General features: G+C 75.3%; 23 protein-coding genes. 10 read left to right on the forward strand and 13 right to left on the reverse strand.

What is annotated here, in order from left to right:
- Positions 1-33 precede the first annotated feature (33 nt).
- The 3 genes from FBY24_RS17240 to fabG all read right to left on the reverse strand — a co-directional run bounded on the left by FBY24_RS17240 (position 34) and on the right by fabG (position 2,267).
- Positions 34-555 (reverse strand): histidine phosphatase family protein, encoded by a 522-nt coding sequence (locus FBY24_RS17240; RefSeq protein WP_142162459.1) that lies wholly within the window; start codon positions 553-555, stop codon positions 34-36.
- Positions 556-678: 123 nt separating this feature from the next.
- Positions 679-1,446 (reverse strand): enoyl-ACP reductase FabI, encoded by a 768-nt coding sequence (gene fabI / locus FBY24_RS17245; RefSeq protein WP_142162460.1) that lies wholly within the window; start codon positions 1,444-1,446, stop codon positions 679-681.
- A gap of 74 nt (positions 1,447-1,520) precedes the next feature.
- Positions 1,521-2,267 (reverse strand): 3-oxoacyl-ACP reductase FabG, encoded by a 747-nt coding sequence (fabG, locus tag FBY24_RS17250; RefSeq protein ID WP_142162462.1) that lies wholly within the window; start codon positions 2,265-2,267, stop codon positions 1,521-1,523.
- Positions 2,268-2,378: 111 nt separating this feature from the next.
- Between fabG and FBY24_RS17255 the strand changes: the two genes are divergently transcribed.
- From FBY24_RS17255 to FBY24_RS17265, 3 genes are read left to right on the forward strand one after another with little or no spacing between them, the layout of a single operon-like run.
- Positions 2,379-2,714: a DUF3099 domain-containing protein gene (locus FBY24_RS17255; protein WP_239072765.1), complete on the forward strand. Its 336-nt coding sequence runs from the start codon at positions 2,379-2,381 to the stop codon at positions 2,712-2,714.
- On the forward strand, positions 2,711-2,944 hold the full coding sequence (locus FBY24_RS17260; protein WP_174243512.1) for a hypothetical protein: 234 nt from the start codon (positions 2,711-2,713) through the stop codon (positions 2,942-2,944). Before FBY24_RS17255 ends, FBY24_RS17260 begins: the two co-directional genes overlap by 4 nt.
- A gap of 49 nt (positions 2,945-2,993) precedes the next feature.
- Positions 2,994-3,914: an SURF1 family protein gene (locus FBY24_RS17265; RefSeq protein ID WP_142162464.1), complete on the forward strand. Its 921-nt coding sequence runs from the start codon at positions 2,994-2,996 to the stop codon at positions 3,912-3,914.
- Here the strand turns inward: FBY24_RS17265 and FBY24_RS17270 are convergent.
- Positions 3,898-5,496: an ABC-F family ATP-binding cassette domain-containing protein gene (locus FBY24_RS17270; RefSeq protein WP_142162467.1), complete on the reverse strand. Its 1,599-nt coding sequence runs from the start codon at positions 5,494-5,496 to the stop codon at positions 3,898-3,900. The two genes, FBY24_RS17265 and FBY24_RS17270, sit on opposite strands and share 17 nt — an antisense overlap.
- A gap of 163 nt (positions 5,497-5,659) precedes the next feature.
- Here FBY24_RS17270 and FBY24_RS17275 point away from each other — a divergent pair, with 163 nt between their 5' ends.
- The 4 genes from FBY24_RS17275 to FBY24_RS17290 all read left to right on the forward strand — a co-directional run bounded on the left by FBY24_RS17275 (position 5,660) and on the right by FBY24_RS17290 (position 8,783).
- Positions 5,660-6,337, forward strand: a complete 678-nt coding sequence (locus tag FBY24_RS17275) for a biotin transporter BioY (protein ID WP_142162470.1) — start codon at positions 5,660-5,662, stop codon at positions 6,335-6,337.
- A gap of 9 nt (positions 6,338-6,346) precedes the next feature.
- Entirely contained in the window at positions 6,347-7,072 is a 726-nt protein-coding gene (locus tag FBY24_RS17280) for an energy-coupling factor ABC transporter ATP-binding protein (RefSeq protein WP_142162472.1), read from the forward strand.
- 89 nt (positions 7,073-7,161) lie between these two features.
- Positions 7,162-7,740, forward strand: coding sequence for an energy-coupling factor transporter transmembrane protein EcfT (locus tag FBY24_RS17285; RefSeq protein WP_255432465.1), 579 nt, complete (start codon positions 7,162-7,164; stop codon positions 7,738-7,740).
- Positions 7,741-7,910: 170 nt separating this feature from the next.
- Positions 7,911-8,783 carry a neutral zinc metallopeptidase gene (locus tag FBY24_RS17290; RefSeq protein WP_142162476.1) on the forward strand — a complete coding sequence of 291 codons (873 nt, stop codon included), beginning with the start codon at positions 7,911-7,913 and terminating at the stop codon, positions 8,781-8,783.
- Between the two features lie 104 nt (positions 8,784-8,887).
- Here FBY24_RS17290 and FBY24_RS17295 read toward each other — a convergent pair whose 3' ends face one another.
- The 9 genes from FBY24_RS17295 to FBY24_RS17335 all read right to left on the reverse strand — a co-directional run bounded on the left by FBY24_RS17295 (position 8,888) and on the right by FBY24_RS17335 (position 16,649).
- A complete protein-coding gene (locus FBY24_RS17295) occupies positions 8,888-9,229 on the reverse strand; it encodes a metal-sulfur cluster assembly factor (RefSeq protein WP_140459120.1) in 342 nt (113 codons plus the stop codon).
- Positions 9,226-9,744: a Fe-S cluster assembly sulfur transfer protein SufU gene (gene sufU, locus FBY24_RS17300; RefSeq protein WP_255432466.1), complete on the reverse strand. Its 519-nt coding sequence runs from the start codon at positions 9,742-9,744 to the stop codon at positions 9,226-9,228. Before sufU ends, FBY24_RS17295 begins: the two co-directional genes overlap by 4 nt.
- Positions 9,741-11,084: a SufS family cysteine desulfurase gene (locus tag FBY24_RS17305; protein ID WP_142162477.1), complete on the reverse strand. Its 1,344-nt coding sequence runs from the start codon at positions 11,082-11,084 to the stop codon at positions 9,741-9,743. The genes sufU and FBY24_RS17305 overlap by 4 nt, the downstream gene beginning before the upstream one ends.
- 100 nt (positions 11,085-11,184) lie before the next feature.
- Positions 11,185-11,949 carry a Fe-S cluster assembly ATPase SufC gene (sufC, locus tag FBY24_RS17310; RefSeq protein WP_142162479.1) on the reverse strand — a complete coding sequence of 255 codons (765 nt, stop codon included), beginning with the start codon at positions 11,947-11,949 and terminating at the stop codon, positions 11,185-11,187.
- A 19-nt stretch (positions 11,950-11,968) separates the two neighbouring features.
- Positions 11,969-12,301 carry a non-heme iron oxygenase ferredoxin subunit gene (locus FBY24_RS17315; protein WP_142162481.1) on the reverse strand — a complete coding sequence of 111 codons (333 nt, stop codon included), beginning with the start codon at positions 12,299-12,301 and terminating at the stop codon, positions 11,969-11,971.
- On the reverse strand, positions 12,298-13,602 hold the full coding sequence (gene sufD / locus FBY24_RS17320) for a Fe-S cluster assembly protein SufD (RefSeq protein ID WP_142162483.1): 1,305 nt from the start codon (positions 13,600-13,602) through the stop codon (positions 12,298-12,300). Before sufD ends, FBY24_RS17315 begins: the two co-directional genes overlap by 4 nt.
- Complete coding sequence (gene sufB, locus FBY24_RS17325) at positions 13,602-15,059, reverse strand: Fe-S cluster assembly protein SufB (protein WP_140459125.1); 1,458 nt, start codon at positions 15,057-15,059, stop codon at positions 13,602-13,604. The genes sufD and sufB overlap by 1 nt, the downstream gene beginning before the upstream one ends.
- 68 nt (positions 15,060-15,127) lie before the next feature.
- Entirely contained in the window at positions 15,128-15,853 is a 726-nt protein-coding gene (locus FBY24_RS17330) for a metalloregulator ArsR/SmtB family transcription factor (protein ID WP_142162485.1), read from the reverse strand.
- A 136-nt stretch (positions 15,854-15,989) separates the two neighbouring features.
- On the reverse strand, positions 15,990-16,649 hold the full coding sequence (locus FBY24_RS17335) for a tetratricopeptide repeat protein (protein ID WP_142162487.1): 660 nt from the start codon (positions 16,647-16,649) through the stop codon (positions 15,990-15,992).
- Between the two features lie 113 nt (positions 16,650-16,762).
- Here FBY24_RS17335 and FBY24_RS17340 point away from each other — a divergent pair, with 113 nt between their 5' ends.
- From FBY24_RS17340 to FBY24_RS17350, 3 genes are all read left to right on the forward strand, one after another.
- Positions 16,763-17,725 carry an ABC transporter ATP-binding protein gene (locus tag FBY24_RS17340; protein WP_142162489.1) on the forward strand — a complete coding sequence of 321 codons (963 nt, stop codon included), beginning with the start codon at positions 16,763-16,765 and terminating at the stop codon, positions 17,723-17,725.
- A complete protein-coding gene (locus FBY24_RS17345) occupies positions 17,722-18,522 on the forward strand; it encodes an ABC transporter permease (RefSeq protein ID WP_142162492.1) in 801 nt (266 codons plus the stop codon). The genes FBY24_RS17340 and FBY24_RS17345 overlap by 4 nt, the downstream gene beginning before the upstream one ends.
- An 86-nt stretch (positions 18,523-18,608) precedes the next feature.
- Positions 18,609-19,598, forward strand: coding sequence for a heme A synthase (locus FBY24_RS17350; RefSeq protein ID WP_142162493.1), 990 nt, complete (start codon positions 18,609-18,611; stop codon positions 19,596-19,598).
- The last annotated feature ends 25 nt before the right edge of the window (positions 19,599-19,623 follow it).

Consider the following 19,623-nt stretch of genomic DNA (forward strand, 5'->3'; position numbering starts at 1 on the left):
CCCCCTGGCGGGCGACCCGCGGTCGGGGACGCGTCAGTCGGGGACGTGCAGGCCCGTCAGGCGCGCCCCGCCGGGCGCGGTCTGCTGCCAGGGTCCGTCGATCTCGAGGACCGACCAGGCGGCCGTGGGCACCCCCACGCGCACGCGAGCCGTGACGGCCTCGTCGGACCCGGGACCGGCCAGCGCGGCGGCGACGTGCGAGACAGTCGGCTCGTGGCCGACCACCAGCAGGGTGCGCACGTCCTCAGGCACGGACCGCACGAGGTCGAGGAGGTCGCCGGTGCCGGCGTCGTAGAGGTCGTCGCTGACGTCGGCCGGGGCCTCGGGCGCCCCGGCGGCGGTCAGGGCGAGGCGGACGAGGTCCCACGTCTGCCGGGTCCGCAGCGCGGACGAGCACAGCACGTGGTCGGGGGCGTGGCCGGACGCGGCGAGGGCGCCGCCGACGGCGGTGGCCTGCCGTCGGCCGGGGATCGCCAGGGGCCGGGCGTGGTCGACCACGGCGTCGGTGTGCTCGGCCTTGGCGTGCCGCAGGAGGACCAGTCGGTGGGACGTCACCCCTCCAGGGTGACACCTCCGGGCGCGTGCCCGGCGACGCCGTGCCGCCGCTCCCGCACGGGGAGCGGCGGCACGGGCGCGCGGGTGACGATGGTCACCCGTGGGCGGGGCGCTGCGGGCCGGTCACTGCCCCATCGCGTGGACGCCGCCGTCGACGTGCACGATCTCGCCGGTCGTGGCGGGGAACCAGTCGGACAGCAGCGCGGCGACCGCACGGGCGGCGGGCTCGGGGTCGGAGACGTCCCAGCCGAGCGGCGCCCGCTCGGGCCAGCGGCCCTCCATCGTGGCGAAGCCGGGGATCGACTTGGCCGCGGTGGTGCGGATCGGGCCGGCCGAGACGAGGTTGACCCGCACGCCGTGCGGGCCGAGGTCGCGGGCCAGGTACCGGGCGGTGGACTCGAACGCGGCCTTGGCCACACCCATCCAGTCGTACACGGGCCACGCGAACTGCGCGTCGAAGGTGAGCCCGACGAGCCCGGACCCCGGCGTGAGCAGCGGCAGCGACGCGGTCGCCAGCGACTTCAGCGAGTACGCGGACACGTGCAGCGCGGTCGCCACGTCGGGCCACTCGCCGGCGAGGAAGTTGCCGCCCATGACGGACTGCGGCGCGAACCCGATGGAGTGCACGACGCCGTCGAGGTGGTCGGCGTGCTCGCGCACGCGCTCGGGCAGCGCGGCCAGGTGCTCGTCGTCCGTGACGTCGAGCTCGACCACGGGGGCGGTCGTCGGCAGGCGGCGCGCGATGGCCTGGGTCAGGCGCAGCTGGCGGCCGAAGGAGGTGAGCACGACCTGCGCGCCCTGCTCCTGGGCGAGCCGCGCGACGTGGAACGCGATCGAGCCGTCCGTGAGGACGCCGGTGACCAGGAGCGTCTTGCCCTCGAGGAGTGCCATGGGTGCCTTCCGTTCGTGGTGGTGCGGGGCGCGGGACCGCGGGGGCGGCCCGGCACGCGGGGTGGACGTGCGGGTCAGTGCCCCATGCCGAGGCCGCCGTCGACCGGCACGACGGCGCCGGAGACGTACGCGGCCGCGTCGGAGGCGAGGAACTCGACGACGCCGGCGACCTCGTCGGCCAGGCCGAAGCGGCCGGCGGGGATCGAGGCGCGGTAGGCGTCCTGCCGCTCGGCGGGCAGGTCGCGGGTCATGTCGGTGTCGATGAAGCCCGGCGCGACGACGTTGGCGGTGATGCCACGGGCGCCGAGCTCGCGGGTGATCGACCGGGCCATGCCCACCAGCGCCGACTTCGAGGCGGCGTAGTTCACCTGGCCCGGCGAGCCGTACATGCCGACGACCGAGGAGATGAGGACGATGCGGCCGCGGCGCAGGCGGATCATGCCCTTGCTCGCGCGGCGCACGACCCGGAACGAGCCGGTGAGGTTGACGTCGAGGACGTCGGTGAACTCCTCGTCGGTCATCCGCAGGAGGAGCTGGTCGCGGGTCACGCCGGCGTTGGCGACGAGCACCTCCACGGGGCCGTGCGCGGCCTCGACCTGGGTGAACGCGGCGTCGACGGCCGCGGTGTCGCGGACGTCGGCGCGGACCTCGAGCACGCCGTCGGGCGCACCGCCGGAGCGCACGATCGTGGCGACCTTGTCACCCCGGGCGAGGAACCGCTCGGCGATGGCGCGGCCGATGCCGCGGTTGGCGCCGGTGACGAGGACGCTGCGGGGGGCGACGTCGGTGCTGGTCGTGGCGGTGGGATCGGTGTCGGGCACGGGTCACGACGCTAGCCGACGCCCGCGGCGGGCCGGGGGTGCGGTCCTCGACGAGTTGCACGGCCGACGTTGTGGCAAGCCCACAACCGCGCACGCGCCTACGATCTGTCGGTGAGCACCCGCCGACGCACGGGCCCCGGCGAGGAGGTGCACCGCATCACCTCCGCCCCGGAGCCGCTGACCGACGACCTCGCGCGCCGCCAGCGCCGCTACCTGTGGCAGATGGGGCTGCGCGTCGTCTGCTTCCTCGCCGCCGGGCTGATGTGGTCGCACGTGCCCGTCGTCATCCCGATCGTGCTGCTGGTCGTCGCGTCGGTGCTGCCCTACGTGGCGGTGCTGCTGGCCAACGCCGGCCGCGAGCGCCGGGTCGAGGGTGACGTGCAGATGACGCCGCGCGAGCTGGGTGCCGGCGGCGGGACGAGCGAGCTGGGAGGTGGGCCGCGGTGAGCGAGCCGGTGCCGGACACGGTCGACGAGCTGGTGTGCAGCGCGCGCGGGTGCCGCGCGGGTGCGACGTGGGGCGTGCTGTGGAACAACCCGAAGCTGCACGCGCCTGCGCGGCGCAAGGTGTGGCTGGCGTGCGACGACCACCGCGAGCACCTGTCCCAGTACCTGCAGGTGCGGGACTTCCTCAAGGACGTCGTGCCCGTGGGCGACCTCGAGCAGGTCGGCGCGTGAGGTCCGCCACGGTCCGCCGGCGCGGGCGTCGGCCCGGTCCGGCCCGGACGTGAGGCCGGCGACCCGGCGCGCCCTCGGCCTGGTGGCCGTCGGGCTCGTCGTGGCGGTCGTCTGCACGGCGCTGGGCCGGTGGCAGTGGAACCGGCACGTCGCGCGCGACGCCGCGATCGCCGTGGTGGAGGCCAACTGGGCGGCGGCACCCGTCGACCTCGCGCAGGTCGTGGCCGATCCCGACGCGCCCCTGCCCGACGCCGACGCGTGGCGCACCGTCACCGTCACCGGGCGCTGGCTGACCGACGCGTCGGTGCTGCTGCGCAACCGCCCCGTCGACAGCACGCCCGCGTACCACGTGCTCGTGCCCCTGCTGGTGACGGACCCGGGCGGGCGGCCCGACGCGGCCGGGGACCGGGTGCTCGTGGTCGACCGCGGCTGGGTGCCCACGGGGGCGGACGGCTCGGTGGACGTCGACGTGCCCCCTCCCCCGGCGGGCGAGGTGCGCGTCACGGTGCGGCTGCGACCCGGTGAGCGCCCGGCGACGCGGGAGGCCCCCGCGGGCCAGGTGCACGCGATCGACCCCGCGCAGGTCGTCGCCGCCGGCGGGGACGCGGTCCCGGCGGGCACGCTCCCCTACGCCGCGTACGGCTCGTTCGTCGCGGAGACCCCCCCGGCCGCCGTCGCGCTGGGCGCGCTGGACCCGCCGTCGACGGACCCGGGATCGCACCTGTCGTACGCGTTCCAGTGGTGGGTGTTCGCGCTCGGCGGGCTGGTGGCGTTCGTCGTCGCGGCGCGCCGCGAGCTGACCGCCCCGGACGTGCCCGCCCCGGGCGCCCCCGGGCCCACGGGTGCGCCCGCACCCGTGCCGCCGGCGCGCCGGGCCCGTCGGCGCGGACGCGACGAGATCGACGAGGACGCCCTGGTGGACGCCCAGCTCGCCGACGGTCCGGGCGCGCCGGTCACGCCAGGGCGATGAGGTCCAGGTAGTCCGGCCCGTACAGGTCCTCGTCGCCGTCGGGCAGCAGCAGCACCCGCTCGGGCTCGAGGGCGGCGACCGCCCCCTCGTCGTGGCTGACGAGGACGACGGCGCCCTGGTACCCGCGCAGCGCGGCGAGGATCTCCTCGCGGCTGGCCGGGTCGAGGTTGTTCGTCGGCTCGTCGAGCAGCAGCACGTTCGCGCTGGACACCACGAGGGCGGCGAGCGCCAGGCGCGTCTTCTCCCCGCCGGACAGCACGCGCGCGGGCTTGTCCGCGTCGTCGCCGGAGAAGAGGAACGAGCCGAGCACCGAGCGGACCTGCGTGTCGGTCAGGTCGGGGGCGGCCGTGCGCAGGTTCTCCACGACCGTGCGCGACAGGTCGAGCGTCTCGTGCTCCTGGGCGTAGTAGCCGAGCTTGAGGCCGTGCCCAGGCAGCACCTCGCCCGTGTCGGGCTTCTCCAGGCCCCCGAGCATGCGCAGCAGCGTCGTCTTGCCGGCGCCGTTGAGCCCGAGGACCACGACCTTGGAGCCCCGGTCGATGGCGAGCGAGACGTCGGTGAAGACCTCCTGCGAGCCGTACGACTTCGACAGCCCCTCGGCGGTCAGCGGCGTGCGCCCGCACGGCGCCGGGTCGGGGAACCGCAGCTTGGCGACCTTGTCCGAGACGCGGGCCTCCTCCAGCCCCGAGAGCATGCGCTCGGCACGGCGGGCCATGTTCTGCGCTGCGACGGCCTTGGTGGCCTTGGCGCGCATCTTGTCGGCCTGCGCGAGCAGCGTCGCGGCCTTCTTCTCGGCGTTCGCCCGCTCGCGGCGACGGCGCTTCTCGTCGGTCTCGCGCTGGAGGAGGTACGCGTCCCAGCCGAGGTTGTACTGGTCGAGCTGGGCGCGGTTGGCGTCGAGGTGGAAGACCTTGTTGACGGTGGCGCGCAGCAGGTCGACGTCGTGGCTGATGACGAGGAAGCCGCCCGGGTAGGTCTTGAGGTAGTCACGCAGCCACACGATGGAGTCGGCGTCGAGGTGGTTGGTCGGCTCGTCGAGCAGCAGCGTGTCGGCGCCGGAGAAGAGGATCCGGGCGAGCTCGACGCGGCGGCGCTGGCCGCCGGAGAGGGTACCGAGCTCCTGGCCGAGCACCCGGTCGTCGAGCCCGAGGGCCGCGGTGATGCGGTGCGCCTCCGACTCGGCCGCGTACCCGCCGCCCGCCGTGAAGCGGGCCTCGAGCTTCCCGTACCGCTCCATGGCGGACTCGCGCGTCTCGTCGTCCGCCGACGCCATGGCCCCCTCGGTCTCGCGCATCGCGGCCAGGACGACGTCGAGGCCGCGCGCCGAGAGCACGCGGTCCATGGCGAGCTGCGTGAGGTCGCCGGCGCTGGGGTCCTGCGGCAGGTAGCCGACCTCGCCGTTGTTCGACACCGTGCCCCCGGTGGGCTGGGTGTCGCCCGCAAGGGTCTTGGTCAGGGTGGTCTTGCCCGCACCGTTGCGGCCGACGAGGCCGATGCGGTCGCCGGCGGCGATGCGGAACGTGGTGGGGACGAGCAGGACGCGGGCGCCGACGCGCAGCTCCACGGCCGAGGCGGTGATCACTGGTGGTTTCCTCCGAGATCGCCGGGAGGGATCTGGAGCCCGGCACAAACGCCCCGCAGTCTACCGAGCCGCTAGCGTGGCGAGCGGCCCGGGACCGCCGGGACCGCGCACGCCGCGCCCGTCAGGGCCCGCGACGACCTCCCGACCCCGGTGAGAGGCCCCCATGCCGAGCACGCCCGACGCCCCCGCCACCACGGCGCCCGCGCGCCCCGTGGCGCGCCGCCACCGCGGCACCGACGTCGCCCTCGTGGCGTCGTTCGCCGCGTTCGTCGCCGCCTGCGCCCTCGTGCCGCCGATCCCCACGGCGTCGGGCGTGCCGATCACCCTGCAGACGTTCGGCGTGCTGCTCGCCGGCCTGGTGCTGGGGCCGTGGCGCGGCTTCCTCGCCGTGACCCTGTACCTCGTCGTCGGGCTGGCCGGCGTGCCGGTGTTCGCGGAGATGACGGGGGGCCTGGGCGTCCTGGGCAAGCCGTCGGTCGGCTACCTGCTGGCGTTCCCGCTGGGTGCGGCGCTCGCCGGCGTCCTCGGCGGGCTCGCGCTGCGCCTGCCCGCCCGTCGCCCGCCCGCCGGTCCGGGCGCCCCGGTCGCGCGCCGGCTCCTGGTGCGCGCCACGCCCGCCCTCCGGTTCGTGGCTCTCGTCGGCGCCGGCCTGGCCGCGTCGTTCCTCACCATCCACCCCGCCGGCGTCGCGGGCCTGATGTGGCGGCTGGGGGTCGACCTGCCCGCGGCGGTCGCCATCGATGTCGTCTACTGGCCGGGCGACGTGGTGAAGAACGTCCTCGCCGCGATCGTCACGCTCGCCGTGCTGCGCGCGTTCCCGGACCTGCGCGACCGGGCCTGACGGCACCGCGTGATCGAGCTCGACGGCGCCGAGGTCACCGCCTGGTCCCCCGACCCCGCGGGCGGTCCCGACCGTGTGGTCCGCCTGCTGGGGCCGGTGGACCTGCGCCTGGCCGAGCGCCGCGTCGCCGTCGTCGGTGCCAACGGGTCCGGCAAGTCGACGCTGGCCCGGCTGCTCAACGGGCTGGTCCTGCCGTCCGCCGGGCACGTGCGGGTGGACGGCCTCGACACCGCCGCCGACGGACCGGCCGTCCGCCGCCGCGTCGGGTTCGTGTTCACCGACCCGGACGCCCAGATCGTCATGCCGACCCCGCTGGAGGACGTCGCGCTGTCGCTGCGCCGCACCGTCCCCGACGCCCGCGAGCGCGAGGCCCGCGCCGCCGCCACGCTGGCCCGGTTCGGGCTCGCCGACCGCGCGCACGTGCCGGTCCACGCGCTGTCCGGCGGGCAGCGCCAGCTCCTGGCGCTCGCGGCGGTGCTGGCCACCGACCCGCAGGTGCTCGTGTGCGACGAGCCGACGACCCTGCTGGACCTGCGCTGGCGCACCCGGGTGGACGACCTGCTCGCGACGCTCCCCCAGCAGGTGGTGGTGGTGACGCACGACCTGGAGGCCGCCGCCCGCGCCGAGCGGGTCCTCGTCGTCGACGAGGGGGTGGTCGTCGCGGACGACGCGCCCGGGCCGGCGATCGCCCGCTACCGGTCGCTGATGACGGGTGCGCGGGCGGCGCACCCGTGACCGACCGACGGCGCGGCGGACGCCGCGGCGGTCCGTTGCGGGCGCCGTGGGCCGGTCCGCTCGGCCTGCACCACCCGGGCAGGAGCCTGGTGCACCGGGCACCCGCGGGCGCCAAGCTGGTGGCGCTCGCGGCGTTCACGGTGGCCGTGGTGGCACTGAAGGGACCGGTCCCCGCCGCCGGGCTCCTGGGCCTCGCGCTGGCCGCGTCGGTGGTCGCGCGCCTGCCGTGGGGGCGGCACCTGCGTGCCCTCACCCCCGTCCTGGTCACCGCTGCCGTCCTCGGGGTGTACCAGGTGTGGCAGCGCGGCCCGGCGGCCGCGGCCGAGGTCGTCCTCGACCTGCTCGCGGTGGTGCTCGCGGGCACGGTCGTGACCGCGACCACCCGGTCCGACGCCCTGCTGGCGACGGTGGCCGGTGCGACGCACCGCCTGCGGGCGCCGCTGGGCCGCGTCGGGCTGCACCCAGAGACGATCGCGCTGGCGGTGAGCCTGTTCCTGCGCACCGTGCCGGTCCTGGTGCAGGTGGCGGCCGAGTCGCGGGACGCAGCCCGGGCGCGGGGTCTCGAGCGCAGCCCGCGGGCGGTCGTGGTGCCGGCGGCGGTGCGCATGGTCGGGCACGCCCGGGCCACGGGCGACGCGCTGGCGGCGCGCGGCCTCGGCGAGGACTGACGGGGCGCCTCCTCGGCCGCGCCGAGACCGACCGGTGCCCCCGCCCGGTCGTGCGCCCCTGTCCGGGCGTGGTCCTCCCGCCGGGCGACCTTCGTCCGACGCGCGACGCCTGTTTCCGTTATCGAGCGCGACGTCGGGCGACGCGGGACGGCAGGCCCTACCGTGTGCGCGTGACCTTCAGCGACGGCGGGAACTTCGAGGGTGGGCGCGTCAGCAGGCGCTCGGGCGGGCGCACGGCAGCGGTCGGAGGCGGGGCGATCGGTCTGGTCGTCCTCGCGGTCTACCTGTTCACCGGCACCGACCTCTCCCCCCTGCTCGGCGGCGGGGAGGCCGGCGCGCCCGCCGCCCAGGAGACCGTCGGCGCCTGCAGCGCGGAGCAGGCCAACAGCGACCCCACGTGCCGGTTCTCCGCCACGGTCCAGTCGCTCGACGCCTACTGGGAGCCGACACTCGCGGGCACGGGCACACCCCTGACGCTCCCCGAGGGCGCGGTCTTCGAGCAGGCCACGAGCACCGGCTGCGGCGACGCGTCGGCCTCGACCGGCCCGTTCTACTGCCCCGTCGACACCACGATCTACCTGGACCTCGGGTTCTTCACGCTGCTGCAGGAGCAGTTCGGCACGCAGGGCGGGCCGCTCGCGGAGATGTACGTGTACGCCCACGAGTACGGCCACCACGTCCAGCACCTGACGGGCGCGCTCGAGAGCGCCGACCGCACGGGCACCGGCGCGGACTCCGACTCGGTCCGCATCGAGCTCCAGGCCGACTGCTACGCCGGCATGTGGGCCGGGGACGCGGCCACCCGGGAAGACCCCGACACCGGCGTGACGTTCCTCGAGCCGATCACCGCCGAGCAGCTGGCGCAGGCGATCGACACGGCCGAGGCCATCGGCGACGACCACATCCAGGCGGGCGGCGGCGGGACCGTCGACCCGGACACGTGGACCCACGGGTCGAGCGAGCAGCGCCGCCGCTGGTTCACGATCGGGTACGAGCAGGGGTCGATGCAGGCCTGCGACACCTTCGCCGCGGCCGATCTCTGACCGGGCGCCGCGCCCGGCACCCGGCCGACGCACCGCTGCACGGCCCTGCGCACGACGACGGCCCGGTCCCCACGGGACCGGGCCGTCGTCGATCCGGCGCACCGTCAGATGTTGAAGCCCAGGGCCCGCATCTGCTCACGGCCGTCGTCGGTGATCTTCTCCGGGCCCCACGGCGGCATCCACACCCAGTTGATGCGGAAGCCGTCGACGACCCCGTCGAGGGCCTGCGCGGACTGGTCCTCGATGACGTCCGTCAGCGGGCACGCCGCCGACGTGAGCGTCATGTCGATGACCGCGGTGTTCGTCTGGTCGATCGCGACGCCGTAGACGAGGCCGAGGTCGACGACGTTGATGCCGAGCTCGGGGTCGATGACGTCGCGCATCGCCTCCTCGACGTCGGCCACGTTGGCCGCGCCGGGAGCCGTGCCCGTGCTGTCGGTGGTCATGCGTCCTCCTGGGTGCGTGCGCCGGACGTGATGAGGGCGTCGGTCAGGGCGGCCCAGCCGAGCAGGGCGCACTTGACGCGGGCCGCGTACCGCGAGACGCCCGTGAAGGCCGCGGCGTCGCCGAGCAGCTCCTCGGCGTCGTCGTCGAGACCGGCGCCCTTGGACTGCATGAGCGCGCGGAACGTGGTGTGGACGTGGTCGACCGCCGCGAGGTCCTGGCCGACGACGAGGTCGTGCAGCACGGAGATCGAGGCCTGCGAGATCGAGCAGCCCTGCCCCTCCCAGGCCACGTCCCGCACCACCGGCACCGGACCGGTCGTGTCGACGTCCACGCGCATCGTGACCTCGTCGCCGCAGGTCGGGTTGACCTGGTGCGAGGTCGCGGCGCACGTGCCGTGCTCGACGACGGCGACGCCCACCGTGCCTGCGCCCTCGGGCAGGCCGCGACCGTGCGGGAACTTCGCGTGGTCGAGGATCACCTGCTGGTACAGCTGCTCCATCGAGCTCGACGTCATGCGGACCTCTCCTCCGACGCACCGGAGGGCGCGTCCTGCAGACCGAAGAACGCCCGCACCCCCGCCAGCGCTTCCCGGAACACGGCCACGTCCTCGTCGGTCGTGTACACCCCGGCGCTGGCCCGCGTCGTGGACGCGACGCCGAACCGCCGGTGCAGCGGCTGCGCGCAGTGGTGGCCGACACGCACGGCGACCCCGGCGTCGTCGAGCACCTGGCCCACGTCGTGGGCGTGCACGCCGTCGACGACGAACGAGACGTTCGCCAGGCGGTCCTGCACGTCCGTGGGTCCGACGACCCGCACGCCGGGCACGGAGGCCACGGCGTCGAGCAGCAGCCCCGCGAGGTGCCGCTCGTGGGCCGCGACGCCGGCCATGCCGAGCTCGTCGAGGTACTGCGCGGCGGCGCCGAGGCCGACGGCCTGGGAGACCATCTGGGTGCCGGCCTCGAACCGCTGCGGCGGCGGCGCGTACGTCGTCGCCTCCATGGTGACGACCTCGACCATCGAGCCCCCGGTGGTGACGGGCGGCATCGCCTCGAGCAGCTCGCGCCGCCCGTAGAGCGCGCCGACGCCTGTCGGGCCGTACATCTTGTGCCCGGAGAACGCCGCGAGGTCCACGCCGAGCGCGCGCAGGTCGACGGGCAGGTGCGGCACGGACTGGCACGCGTCGAGCACCGTGAGCGCACCGACCTCGCGGGCCCGGGCCACGAACCGCTCGACGGGCGTGATCGCGCCGGTCACGTTCGAGGCGTGCGTGAACGCCAGCACCCGGGTGCGGTCGGTCACGACCGTGTCGAGCTCCTCGGTGCGCAACCGACCGTCGTCGTCGACGCCGATCCACCGCAGCGTCGCGCCCGTGCGCGCGGCGAGCTCCTGCCAGGGCACGAGGTTCGCGTGGTGCTCGGCCTGCGTGACGACGATCTCGTCGCCGGGGGCCAGAGCGAACCGGCGGGCGGCCGCACCGCCGCGGCCGGCGGTCGCGTTGGACAGGGCGTACGCCACGAGGTTGAGGGCGGCCGTCGCGTTCGACGTCCAGACGAGCTCCTCGGGGGCCGCGCCGACGAAGGCCGCGACCCGCGCACGGGCGTCCTCGAACGCCTCCGTCGCCTCCTCCGCGAGCTGGTGCGCGCCCCGGTGCACGGCCGCGTTGCGCTGCACGGCGAAGTCCTGCTCCGCGTCGAGCACGACGTCGGGCCGCTGGGACGTCGCGCCGGAGTCGAGGTAGACGAGCCGCCGGCCGCCGCGCAGCGTGCGCCGGAGCAGGGGGAAGTCGGCGCGCACCGCGGCGAGCTCGGCGGGCGACAGGGTCGCGCCGGGCGCCGGCTCGAGCGTGCTGGTCATGAGGTGCCCTCCGCGGGGTGGTGGGGTGCGGGCGACGGGAAGCCGCCGGGTGCCGGGGCCCGGGCGCGCGGTGCGCGTCCCGGGGCCCCGGAGCGGACGGTCAGGCCTGGGCGCCGGTCGGCAGGAACCGGTCGTAGCCCTCGTTCTCGAGACGCGTCGCGAGCTCGGGGCCGCCCTGCTCGGCGATCTTGCCGTCGACGAAGACATGCACGAAGTCCGGCGTGATGTACCGCAGGATGCGCGTGTAGTGCGTGATGAGCAGCACGCCGACGTCGGAGCCCTCGCGGACGCGGTTCACGCCCTCGGAGACGATCCGCAGCGCGTCGACGTCCAGGCCCGAGTCGGTCTCGTCGAGGATCGCGATGCGGGGCTTGAGGAGCTCCATCTGCAGGATCTCGTGGCGCTTCTTCTCGCCGCCGGAGAAGCCCTCGTTGACCGAGCGCTCGGCGAACGAGGAGTCCATGCGCAGGTTCTCCATGGCGCCGCGCACGTCCTTGACCCACGTGCGCAGGGGCGGGGCCTCGCCGCTGATGGCCGTCTTGGCGGTGCGCAGGAAGTTCGACACCGACACGCCCGGCACCTCGACGGGGTACTGCATGGCGAGGAACATGCCCGCGCGGGCACGCTCGTCGATGCTCATCGCGAGGACGTCCTCGCCGTCGAGCAGGACGCTGCCCGACGTCACGGTGTACTTGGGGTGGCCGGCCAGCGAGTACGCCAGCGTCGACTTGCCGGACCCGTTCGGGCCCATGATCGCGTGGGTCTCGCCGCTGTTCACGGTCAGGTCGACGCCGCGCAGGATGGCCTTGGGGCCCTCCTTCGTCTCGACGCTGACGTGCAGGTCGCGGATCTCCAGGGTGGACATCTCGGGGTACTCCTCGGGGTCAGAGCGGGGCGTCGACGTCGACGAGCACTCGCTCGCCGTCGACGGTCACGGGGTAGACGGGGACGGGGCGCACGGCGGGGGGCGACAGGGGCCTGCCGCTGCGCAGGTCGAACCGCGACCCGTGCAGCCAGCACTCCACCGAGCAGCCCTCGACCTCGCCCTCGGACAGGGAGACGGCGCCGTGCGAGCAGACGTCGCTGATCGCGTGCCACTCGCCGGTCTCGTCGCGCACGACGGCGACCTCGACGGGGCCGCCCTCGCCCTCGAGCTCGACGCGCAGCGTGCCGGCGACGGGCACGTCACCGGTCAGGCAGGCCAGCTGCGCGCTCATGCGGTGGTCGCGGCGGCCTCGCCGCCCTCGACCGTGGCCGGGGCGCCGGTGAGCTCGCTCATCGACTTCTCCAGCTCGGCCTCGATGGACGCCAGGAGCCGCTCCTCGACCTCGGGCACGCCGATCTCGGCGACCAGCTCGGCGAAGAACCCGCGGACCACGAGGCGACGGGCGTCGGCCTCGGGGATGCCGCGCGCACGCAGGTAGAACAGCTGCTCGTCGTCGAAGCGGCCGGTCGCGCTCGCGTGGCCCGCCCCCTCGATGACACCGGTCTCGATCTCGAGGTTCGGGACCGAGTCGGCACGGGCGCCGTCGGTCAGCACGAGGTTGCGGTTCAGCTCGTACGTGTCCGTGCCCTCGGCCGCGGCGCGGATCAGCACGTCGCCGACCCACACCGTGTGCGCGCCCTGACCCTGCAGCGCGCCCTTGTACGTGACGCGGGAGACGCAGCTGGGCACCGCGTGGTCGACGAAGAGCCGGTGCTCCTGGTGCTGGTCCGCGTCGGCGAAGTACAGCCCGAGCGCGGTGACCGAGGCGCCCTCTCCGACGAACTCGGTGTCGGGCGTGACGCGCACGGCGTCGCCGCCGAGCGTGACGACGATGTGCTTGACGGTCGCGTCGCGGCCGATGCGCAGGCGGTGGCTTGCGGCGTGCACCGAGCCCGGCGCCCAGTCGTGCACCGAGACGACGGTCAGGTGCGCACCGTCCTCGGCGACGATCTCGACGGTCTCGGACAGCACCGCGTGCCCGACGTGGTCGATCACGACCGTGCCCTGCGAGAGCGGCTCGGCGTGGACCAGCAGGTGCGAGGCCGTCGGGTCGAGCGGCGCCTCGGCGGTGCCCGCGCCCTCGACGCCCTCGACGACCACGGACGTGACCTTGGACGAGACGGACTCGCGCGGCAGCGTCACGACCGTGGAGCGCTCGAACGACGCCCACGAGGTGACGGCGGTGCGGTCGCCCGGACGGCCGGCGGTGCCCAGGCGCGGGTCGTCGCGGTCGACGATCTCGACGCGCACCTCGGGCGACTCCACGACGGTGGTGAGCACGCCGTGGCCGGTCAGCACACCGTCGGTCGCGGCCGCGAACAGCGGTGCGTACCGGTCGACCGGCGCGAACCGCCACTCCTCCTCGCGCCCCGTGGGGACGGGCAGGTCGGCGGGGTCGAAGCTCGTGCGGCGCGCCGCACGCGAGGCCTCGGGCACGGCGCCGACGCCGTGGGTGTGCGCACCGTCCGCGACGGCGCGCGAGTGGTCCGTCGAGAGCCCCGTCGTGGCGCCCTCGTTCGTGGTGGTCGTCATCAGCCGACGGCCCCTTCCATCTGCAGCTCGATGAGGCGGTTCAGCTCGAGGGCGTACTCCATGGGCAGCTCGCGCGCGATGGGCTCGACGAACCCGCGCACGATCATGGCCATGGCCTCGGTCTCGGCCATCCCGCGGGACATGAGGTAGAACAGCTGGTCCTCGCTCACGCGCGAGACCGTGGCCTCGTGCCCCATCGACACGTCGTCCTCGCGGACGTCGACGTACGGGTAGGTGTCGGAGCGGGAGATCTGGTCGACGAGCAGCGCGTCGCACAGGACGTTCGAGGCGGAGTGCGCGGCGCCCTCGAGGATCTGCACGAGCCCCCGGTACGACGTGCGCCCGCCGCCGCGCGCCACGGACTTCGAGACGATCGAGCTCGACGTGTGCGGCGCCGCGTGCACCATCTTCGAGCCGGCGTCCTGGTGCTGGCCCTCGCCGGCGAACGCGATCGACAGCGTCTCGCCGCGCGCGTGCTCGCCCATGAGGTAGATCGCCGGGTACTTCATCGTGACCTTGGAGCCGATGTTGCCGTCGACCCACTCCATGGTGCCGCCCTCGGCGACCGTGGCGCGCTTGGTCACCAGGTTGTAGACGTTGTTCGACCAGTTCTGGATGGTCGTGTACCGCACGCGGGCGTTCTTCTTGACGATGATCTCGACGACCGCGGAGTGCAGCGAGTCCGACTGGTAGATCGGGGCGGTGCAGCCCTCGACGTAGTGCACCGAGGAGCCCTCGTCGGCGATGATCAGCGTCCGCTCGAACTGGCCCATGTTCTCGGTGTTGATCCGGAAGTAGGCCTGCAGCGGGATCTCGACGTGGACGCCCGGCGGCACGTAGACGAACGAGCCGCCCGACCACACCGCGGTGTTGAGCGAGGCGAACTTGTTGTCCCCCGGGGGGATGACGGAGCCGAAGTACTGCTCGAAGATCTCCGGGTGCTCGCGCAGACCCGTGTCGGTGTCGAGGAAGACGACGCCCTGCTCCTCCAGCGACTCCTGGATCTGGTGGTAGACGACCTCGGACTCGTACTGGGCGGCGACGCCCGCGACGAGACGCTGCTTCTCCGCCTCGGGGATGCCGAGCCGGTCGTACGTGTTCTTGATGTCCTCGGGCAGGTCCTCCCAGCTGGTGGCCTGCTTCTCCGTGGACCGCACGAAGTACTTGATGTTGTCGAAGTCGATGCCCGACAGGTCGGCGCCCCACCACGGCATGGGCTTCTTGTCGAACAGGCGCAGCGACTTCAGGCGCGTGCGCAGCATCCACTCGGGCTCGTTCTTCAGCCGCGAGATGTCGCGGACGACGTCCTCGGACAGGCCGCGGCGGGCCACGGAGCCGGCGACGTCGGGGTCGTGCCAGCCGTAGGTGTAGTTGCCGATCGAGGCGATGGCCTCGTCCTGGCTCATCGGCTCGGCCGCGGCCGGCCGGGTGGCCGTCTCGTCCGTGGGTGCGCTCATGGCTCCGGTTCCTTCCGTCGAGTGCACGGGGGGCGTGGTGCTGGTCGGGGGGCGTACGGCGTGCTGGTTCAGGGGTCGGACGGGCGGCGCGCGGCCTCGGGTGCCGGTGCCGTCGGCACGCTGGTGGTGCACACGTGCCCGCCGCCGGTGAGGGTCGCCAGGCGCTGGACGTGCACGCCCAGCAGCCGGCTGAAGGCGCGGGTCTCGGCCTCGCAGAGCTGCGGGAACTGCGCCGCGACCTCCTGCACCGGGCAGTGGCCCTGGCACAGCTGGACGGCCGAGGCGCCGGGCACGGGGCGGGCAGAGGCGGCGTAGCCCTCGTCCGCGAGCGCGCGGGCCAGGGCCTGCGCACGGGCGCCGACGTCGTCGCCGGCGGCGGCCACCGTCGCGGCGTGGCGCGTCTCGAGGTCGGCGACGCGCTGCTCGGCGAACCGCTCGACGGCCTCGGGACCGGCGGCGACCGCGAGGAAGCGCAGCGCGTCCGACGCGATCTCGGCGTACCGCTGCGAGAGGGCCGCCTGGCCCAGGGCCGTGACGACGAACCGCCGCGCGGGGCGTCCTCGGCCGCGCTGCCCGGCGGCGGCCTCGTGCGGGGCGATCTGGCCGGCGTGCTCGAGCGCGGCCAGGTGGCGACGCACCCCCGCGGCGCTGAGCTCGAGGGTCGCGGCGAGCTCGGCGGCGCTGACCGGCCCGTCGGCCGTCACGATCTGCAGGACCCGGCGACGGGTCCCGGCGTCGTGCTCGTCCCGGGCGTCGTCCACAGGCGGGACGACCACGGGTGCGGACCCGCTCATGCCACCTCCGCCGGTCGGGGGACGACGACCGGTACCGGCCGTCTCGATATCGGCAACATCCTTGTTGCCGAAATCCATCCCCGCAAGCAAGGCGTGCCTCAGTGACGGACGTCTCCGCGTCCGCCCCGCCCCTGCGTCACCGGCCCGCGGGTGCCGTCCGCCGCACGCCGAACCCCGCGCCCGCCGGTGCCGGGCCCCCCACCTCCAGGGCGTGGGTCGCCGCCGCCAGCGCGAGGCGGCTCGACTCGACCTGGTCCTCGGGGGCACCGTCGCGCAGCCGCCGGTCCAGGGCCGCGCGGAACAGGGACACCGCCTCGGACGGGCGGCCGGCGTCGAAGAGCACCTTGCCCTGCCCCTGGTCGGCGAACGCCAGGACCGCCGAGCACTCGCGCACGAGCCGCTCGTCCGCGCCCGGGGCGTGCAGGTGCGTGACCGTCGCGGTCCGGACCTGCTCCAGCACCCGCTCCGCGTCCACGTGCCGGCCGGCGTGGTGCAGCACCTGGGCCAGGCGCAGCAGCGGGCGCAGCGCCGCGATCGGCACCCCGCCCGGGCCGGACGACAGGAGGGCCACCATGCCGCCCGGGCCGCCGTGCCGCACGACGTCGTCCCACGCGAGGTCCTCCGCCGCGCGCAGCGCCCCCAGGATCCGCAGCCAGGCCACGCGCTCGCCGTCACCGCGCTCGCCGAGCTCCTCCAGCTCCTCGACGCGCGCCCACGAGGCACCCACGTCGTCGGGCCGCTCGCGCAGGCTCGTCGGGTCGATCGTGTACGTGGCCACCGCGTCCCCCGTCGTCACCGGTGCACCCGCACGTGCACCGGGACGATCCTGGCAGATCAGGGCGCCGCGGACGAACCCCCTCGCGCCCGTGACCGGCGTCGACGCGCCCGGACGACCTAGACTCGCCGATCGTGCCGCACTCCCCCGCCGTCGAGGTCGCCGGGCTCGTCAAGAGGTACGACGGGCGCACGGTCGTCGACGGCCTGGACCTGACCGCCGAGGCCGGCGCCGTGACGGCCGTGCTCGGCCCCAACGGCGCGGGCAAGACCACCACCGTGGAGTGCTGCGAGGGTCTGCGACGGCCGGACGGGGGCACGGTCCGCGTCCTCGGCCTCGACCCCGTCGCGGACGCCGACGTGCTGCGGCCCCGCGTCGGCGTGATGCTCCAGGACGGCGGTCTGCCCAGCGGCGCCCGGGCGCACGAGGTCCTCGCCCACGTCGCCCGGATGTACGCCTCCCCCGCGCCGCTGGCGCCGCTGGTCGAGCGGCTCGGCCTCGACGCCTTCGCCCGGACGACCGTGCGGCGCCTGTCCGGCGGGCAGCGTCAGCGCCTGGCGCTCGCCGTCGCGGTCGTCGGCCGCCCCCGCGTGCTGTTCCTCGACGAGCCGAGCGCGGGCATGGACCCCCACGCCCGCCGGGCCGTGTGGGAGCTCGTGCGCGAGCACCGCGACGCCGGGGTCGCGGTGGTGCTCACGACGCACCTCATGGAGGAGGCCGAGGGGCTCGCCGACCGCGTCGTCGTGGTCGACCACGGCCGCGTCGTCGCCCAGGGCACCGTCCCCGAGCTGCTGGCCGCCGGGCAGCCGGGGACCCCCCGGGCCGCCGCCGAGGGCGCGGCCGCTGCGGGCCGGCTGCGCCTGCGCACCGCGACGCCCGTGCTCGTCGCCGACCTGGCCGACGCGCTCGGCGGCTCCCACGCCGTCGAGGAGCGGGCCACGGGCTCGTACGAGGTGGTCGGACCCGTCACCCCCGAGACCGTCGCGCGGGTCGCCGCGTGGCTCGCCGGGCGCGGTGTCCAGCTCACGCAGCTGGACCTCGGGCGGCGCACCCTCGAGGACGTCTTCCTCGAGCTGACCGGACGGAGCCTGCGATGAGCACCGCACCCACCCCCGCGGGCCCGGCCGCGGCAGCGCACGACGACGGTCCGCGGGCCGCGCCGGCACGGTCCCGCGTGCTCGCCCAGGCGCGGTTCGAGACGCGGGCCATCCTGCGCAACGGCGAGCAGGTCCTCGTCACCGTCGTCATCCCGGTGCTGGCCCTCGTCGGTCTGACGCTCGGCACGTTCGTCGAGATCGGGACCGCCGGGCACCGCCGCGTCGACGCCCTGCTGCCCGGCGTCCTGGCGCTGGCCGTGATGACCGCCTCGTTCACGTCGCAGGCCATCGCGACGGCGTTCGACCGCCGCAACGGCGTCCTGCGGCTGCTCGCCACGACCCCGCTCGGTCCCCGCGGGCTGCTCGCCGGCAAGGTCCTCGGCGTGCTCGGCGTCGAGGTCGTGCAGGTGCTGCTGCTGTGCGCGGCGGCGGCCGTGCTCGGGTGGCGCGCCCCCGCCGCGGGCGTGCTGCCCGCCGCCGTGGCGGTCGTGCTCGGCACCGCGGCGTTCACGGCGCTGGCCCTGCTCGTGGCCGGGACGCTGCGCGCCGAGGCGGTGCTGGCGCTGGCCAACCTGCTGCTCCTGGTGCTGGCGCTGGGCGGCGGGGTGCTGGTGCCGGCCGACGCCCTGCCCGGTCCGCTCGGTGCGGTCGCCCCCTGGCTGCCCTCGGGCGCCCTGGGCGACCTGCTGCGCGCCGCGCTGCTCGACGGGACGTTCGCGACCGTCCCGGCCCTCGTCGCGCTGGGGTGGACCGTGGTGCTCGGTGCGCTGGCCGCCCGGGCCTTCCGCTGGCAGTAGCCGGAGCGCACGACCACGACGCCCCGCGGACGGTGCGACCCCCGTGGCGGTGCGGGCGACCGGCCGTCGCGGCCTAGGCTGGGGCGGTGAGCACGACGACCGCCCCGCCCCCCGCCGCCCCGGTCCGCCGCCGTACCCGTTGGGCGCTGCGTGCGGTCGTCGCGAACCTCGTCGCGCAGGTCGTCATCGTCGTCACCGGCGGCCTCGTGCGCCTGACCGGGTCCGGCCTCGGCTGCTCGACGTGGCCGGAGTGCGAGCCCGGCGAGTTCGCGCCGGCGTTCCACGCGGAGATGTCGATCCACTCGGCGGTCGAGTTCGGCAACCGCACGCTCACGGGCGTGCTCGTCGTCGTCGCGGCGGCGACGCTGCTGCTCGCGGGCCTGGACCGCAGCCGGGCGGTGCGCTACCGCGCCCTGGCCTTCGCCCCGCTCGTGGGCGTCGTCGTCCAGGCCGTCGTCGGCGGTATCACCGTCCTCGTCGAGCTGCACCCGGCCGTCGTCGGCTCCCACTTCCTCCTCTCGATGGTCCTCGTGGCGGTGTCGGCGTGGCTGCTCGTGCGCACCCGGGAGGGCGACGGGGAGCCCGTCCCGGTGGTCGACCGCGGCACGCGGGCGATGCTCGCGCCCCTCGGTGCGCTCACGGCCGTCGTCCTCGTCCTGGGCGTGATCGTCACCGGCGCCGGGCCGCACTCCGGGGACGACGAGGTCGGGTACCGGTTCGCGGTGGACCCCGTCGCGATGTCGCGCGCGCACGCGCTGGCCGTGTGGGCGTTCGTCGCGCTGCTCGTCGTCGTCCTCGTCCGCGTGGTCCTGGCCGCGCGGGCGGACGCCCCGGGCGCCGGACGTGCGGCACGTGCCGGCGGCTGGCTGCTCGTCCTTACGCTCGCGCAGGGCGGGATCGGCTACGTCCAGTACTTCACGGGGCTGCCGATCGCCCTGGTGAACCTGCACATGCTGGGCGCGGCCGCACTGACCGCGGGCGTCGTGCTCTTCGTCGGGACGCTGCGCGTGCGCGGTCCCCTGGGGGCGGGCTCGTCCCGGCCCGGGACGGCGCCGGCCGGGTCCGCGACCGCCTGACGTCGGCGACCGTCCGACCCGGCCG

Origin of the sequence: Cellulomonas sp. SLBN-39, from assembly GCF_006715865.1 — a bacterium.
Lineage (GTDB): Bacteria > Actinomycetota > Actinomycetes > Actinomycetales > Cellulomonadaceae > Cellulomonas.

Excerpts from the sequence above, each read along its gene's own strand:
- fabI (WP_142162460.1), bottom strand. The coding sequence starts at position 1,446 with ATGGCACTCCTCGAGGGCAAGACGCTCCTGGTCACCGGCGTCCTCACG.
- FBY24_RS17275 (WP_142162470.1), top strand. The coding sequence starts at position 5,660 with ATGCCGAGCACGCCCGACGCCCCCGCCACCACGGCGCCCGCGCGCCCC.
- FBY24_RS17295 (WP_140459120.1), bottom strand. The coding sequence starts at position 9,229 with ATGACCACCGACAGCACGGGCACGGCTCCCGGCGCGGCCAACGTGGCC.
- sufU (WP_255432466.1), bottom strand. The coding sequence starts at position 9,744 with ATGACGTCGAGCTCGATGGAGCAGCTGTACCAGCAGGTGATCCTCGAC.
- FBY24_RS17305 (WP_142162477.1), bottom strand. The coding sequence starts at position 11,084 with ATGACCAGCACGCTCGAGCCGGCGCCCGGCGCGACCCTGTCGCCCGCC.
- sufC (WP_142162479.1), bottom strand. The coding sequence starts at position 11,949 with ATGTCCACCCTGGAGATCCGCGACCTGCACGTCAGCGTCGAGACGAAG.
- FBY24_RS17315 (WP_142162481.1), bottom strand. The coding sequence starts at position 12,301 with ATGAGCGCGCAGCTGGCCTGCCTGACCGGTGACGTGCCCGTCGCCGGC.
- sufD (WP_142162483.1), bottom strand. The coding sequence starts at position 13,602 with ATGACGACCACCACGAACGAGGGCGCCACGACGGGGCTCTCGACGGAC.
- sufB (WP_140459125.1), bottom strand. The coding sequence starts at position 15,059 with ATGAGCGCACCCACGGACGAGACGGCCACCCGGCCGGCCGCGGCCGAG.
- FBY24_RS17330 (WP_142162485.1), bottom strand. The coding sequence starts at position 15,853 with ATGAGCGGGTCCGCACCCGTGGTCGTCCCGCCTGTGGACGACGCCCGG.
- FBY24_RS17345 (WP_142162492.1), top strand. The coding sequence starts at position 17,722 with ATGAGCACCGCACCCACCCCCGCGGGCCCGGCCGCGGCAGCGCACGAC.